Source organism: Erythrobacter donghaensis, from assembly GCF_001557325.1.
GTDB lineage: Bacteria > Pseudomonadota > Alphaproteobacteria > Sphingomonadales > Sphingomonadaceae > Erythrobacter > Erythrobacter donghaensis_B.
On sequence record NZ_LSJS01000270.1, the window covers coordinates 1 to 3742 of the forward strand.

At 66.8% G+C, this 3742-nt stretch carries 2 protein-coding genes, 1 tRNA gene, 1 pseudogene and 1 riboswitch; all 4 genes and pseudogenes read left to right on the forward strand.

Features of this window, described 5'->3' with window-relative positions:
* Positions 1-759, forward strand: a 759-nt coding sequence (locus AX692_RS20280; RefSeq protein WP_073977770.1) for a hypothetical protein, incomplete at its 5' end; no start/stop codon positions are given.
* A 100-nt stretch (positions 760-859) separates the two neighbouring features.
* Positions 860-935, forward strand: a tRNA-Ala gene (locus AX692_RS15615).
* A gap of 274 nt (positions 936-1209) precedes the next feature.
* Positions 1210-1435: riboswitch (cobalamin riboswitch) on the forward strand.
* 221 nt (positions 1436-1656) lie between these two features.
* The gene (locus AX692_RS15620) at positions 1657-3525 is read left to right on the forward strand and encodes a TonB-dependent receptor plug domain-containing protein (RefSeq protein ID WP_230959852.1); all 1869 of its coding nucleotides are present in this window, start codon (positions 1657-1659) and stop codon (positions 3523-3525) included.
* Between the two features lie 79 nt (positions 3526-3604).
* Positions 3605-3742: pseudogene (gene obgE, locus AX692_RS19210) on the forward strand (GTPase ObgE); the annotation flags it as partial.

The window sequence follows — 3742 nt, forward strand, 5'->3', positions numbered from 1 at the left end:
CCGCAGGTGGTCGAGGCCGTGCCTTACCGCCCGCTCCCCCCGGGCGGCGCGCATTACGTGATGACCATGCCCGCCAAGGGCCCCGACGGACGGCGCATCACGGTCAATTCCAACCTCTCGAACGACCAGCTGGTCTGGAACCTGCGCTCGGCCTGGAACGTCGCCGCCTTGAACTGCCTTGCGCCCGAATACGAGCCGATCCTCGAAGGCTACCGCGCCTTCCTCACCAGGAACGTGCGCGCGCTGAAGGCGGTCAACGACCGGATCGAGAAGACCTACACCAGCCGCATCAAGGTCAAGCGCGATGCGATCATCGCGCGCGATGGCTACACCACGCAGGTCTACAACTTCTTCGCCGAACCCGCCGCGCGCAGCGGCTTCTGCCGTGCCGCGCTCGAGATGGCGAACCGTGCACTGATCACCCCGCCGACCGATCCGCTCGCCTTCGCGCAGGCCAATTTCGACGGGCTGCTGGTGCCCTTCGAGCAGTTCTTCGACGATTACGAGGCCTATCAGCGCGCTTCGGCCGAGTGGGACGCGAAGTGGGGCACGATGTTCGGCGCCTCGCAGCCTGGCTGGGTGGCGGTGCAGCAGCACCGGGCCGGGCTCGCGCCCGAGTCCGGCCCGGGCGCCGCGCAGACCGTGATCGACCCCGAAACCGGCCTCCAGGTGCCGGTCATCCCGGTCACGGAGGGCGTCACCTCGCAGCCCGTGGTGCAGCCGATCGCACCCAAGCCGGTAGCCACCGGCGGGAAGTAGGGGCAGAGCCCCGAGGCGAGGCAAAATCGGCGTTGCAAGCCTCAGTGCTTCTCGCTAATGCGCGCGCTCCCGCTGGCATGCGGGTGAGAAAACTGGGAACGGGGCCGTAGCTCAGCTGGGAGAGCGCGTCGTTCGCAATGACGAGGTCAGGGGTTCGATCCCCCTCGGCTCCACCAGTGAAACGCAAAAGGCCTTCCCCCCGCGGGGAAGGCCTTTTGCGTTTCACTGGTGGGTTTTTTGTTTTCGGATTCTTTGTTTTCGCCCTCAAGCGCCGGGCGCAGCGCGTCCGCGCTGCTTGGCTTTCCTCGCAAAGGCTCGGGCGGCCGTTCGGCCTTGCGGCGCTTCGCGCCGAGGGTTTGCCCTCTACCTCGCGTTCTGGCGTTGTAACGGCGCGCAGCGCCGCAAGCGCGAACGCGCGCCCGCAGCGACGCGGCCTTTAGGCCGCAGGAGCGAGGATATTGCGCTCGCGGAGGCGAGCGCCTAAAGCAAAAACGCGCCAAGGTAACGGGAATGCGGTGCAAATCCGCAGCTGTCCCTGCAACTGTAAGCGGTGAGTGTGGGGTGCGCTCCCTCTTTCGGGAGGGCAGCCACTGGGGGTCTTCGGACCACCGGGAAGGCGAGCATCCCATGCGGCGATCCGTGAGCCAGGAGACCGACCGGGGCGTGTCGCTCTATGCCGGGTTCAGGGGTTGGCCAGGCGCGGAAACAGACTTTCGTTGTGAGCGACATCGCTGGGCTGTGGGGGCGGGCAACCTCCCCTCGCGGCCACCATGTTGCTGATGACGGGAGGAATCCGTGAAGAATTTTGCACTATTGGGAAGCGTCGCTGCGGCGGCGCTGGTTTGGGCTGTGCCTGCCTTGGCGCAGGAGGACGGCAGGACGCGCGGCCAGTGTTATGTGTCAGGCAGCAGCGATGCGCCGGAGAGCGAGCAATGGATGTGCTTCCCCGGCAAGGCAATCCTTGTCTCTGCAAGCCGCGATAACCCGCTGCTGCGCGAGGATTTCACCGGCTCCGCGCTCGTCATCACTGCCGAGCAGATCGAACAGCGCCAGACCCGCGACATCGCCGACGTGTTGCGCGATGTCCCCGGCGTGGCAGTCGCTGGCGTTGCTGGGCAGACCCAGATCCGCCTGCGCGGCTCCGAAGGCAATCATGTGCTGGTGCTGGTGGACGGGATCGAGGTCTCCGATCCCTTCGCAGGCGAGTTCGATATTGGCACCTTGCAAGCCGAACCCGGCGCCCGGCTCGAGGTGCTGCGCGGGCCGCAGTCGGCGCTATACGGCCCCGATGCGATCGGCGGCGTCATCGCCTACCACAGCGCCAGCGGGCGCGGGCGGCCCGGCTTCGGCGCGCGGATCGAGGGCGGGACGCAGGGCACGGTCAATGGCGCGCTGCGTTATGGCGCTTACGGTGACAGCTGGGACGCGGCGCTCTCCGCCGTGGTCGTCAGCACTGACGGCCAGCCCAACGCACGCGGCGGCACCCGCGACATTGGCCGCGACAGCTACACCCTCGCGGGCAAGGGCAGTGTCAACGTGAGCGACAGCCTCACCCTGCGCGCCGCCGCCCGCTTTATCCGCACCGAGGGCCAGACCAACGACAGCGACTTCGACACCACCAGCCCCACTTTCGGCCTGATCATCGACAGCCCCGGCGTGACCTATACCAACGAGGCCATCTATGCCCTCGTCGGCGCGCGGCTCGACACGCTCGAGGGGCGCTGGACGCATGACCTTTCCGCCCAGATCGCCAATGTGAACCGCGAGACCGACAGTCCCTTCGGCATCACCTCGGCCAGCGAGGGGGACCGCTTCAAGGCCTCCTATGTCAGCGCGCTGGCTGTGGCGGACGACCACAATCTCACCTTTGCCGCCGATTACGAGGTCGAAGGCTTCCGCAATGCGACGCCGGGCGGCTTCGTGTTCGACGAGCGGCGCGAGATCGAGCAGGTCGGGTTGGTCGGCGAATATCGCTACAGCGGCGAGGCCTTCGATTTTGCCGCCGCGATCCGGCACGATTTCAACGATCTGTTCCAGGACGCGACCACCTTCCGCCTCGGCGCGGGCTACCGCATTACCGAGACGACCCGTGTCCGGGCAGCGGGGGGCTCGGGCGTCAAGAACCCCGGCTTCTTCGAGCTCTACGGCTTCGTCGACGGGCGTTTCATCGGCAACGCCGCCTTGCGTCCCGAAAAGTCGACCGGGTGGGAAGTCGGCCTCGACCAGCAGCTCGGCGACAATGCCAGCGTGGCCCTCACCTACTTCGACAGCACGCTGGAGGGCGAGATCTTCACCACCTTCCCGCCGCCGAACTTCATCGCCACCCCGGCCAACCGCACGACCGAAAGCCGCCAGCGCGGGGTCGAGGTTTCGCTGAATGCCCGCCTCGGCCAGCAATTCAGCCTCGATGCGGCCTATTCCTATCTCGATGCCGAGGAAAACGGGGTCGAGGAAGTCCGCCGCCCCAAGCACATCGCCAGCGCCGCGCTGACGTGGGAAGCGCCGGATGAGGCCGCCTCGGCGACGCTGGTGGTGCGCTACAACGACGAGACGCCGGATGTCGCCTTCACCGACCCGAGCTTCGTGCCGGTGCGCGTCCAGCTGGACGATTACACCCTCGTCAACTTCAACGCCCGGGTGAAGCTGACCGACCAGCTGAGTGCCTTCGCCCGGGTCGAGAACCTGCTGGGCGAGGAATACGAGCAGGTGTTCAGCTTCGTCTCGCCGGGGCGGAGCGCCGTGGTAGGGGTGGAAGCGAGGTTCTGACCTATTATCCCCCTCCCCTTCAGGGGAGGGGAGGAAGGTTACCCTCGCATTTGCAGCAATTATTCCCTATGCGCGCGCCATGCATTTCCTCGACCAGGCCAAGATCTACGTGAAGTCCGGCGGAGGCGGCCCCGGGGCCGTCTCGTTCCGGCGTGAGAAATACGTCGAATATGGCGGCCCCGACGGCGGCAATGGCGGGCGCGGGGGCGACATCGTG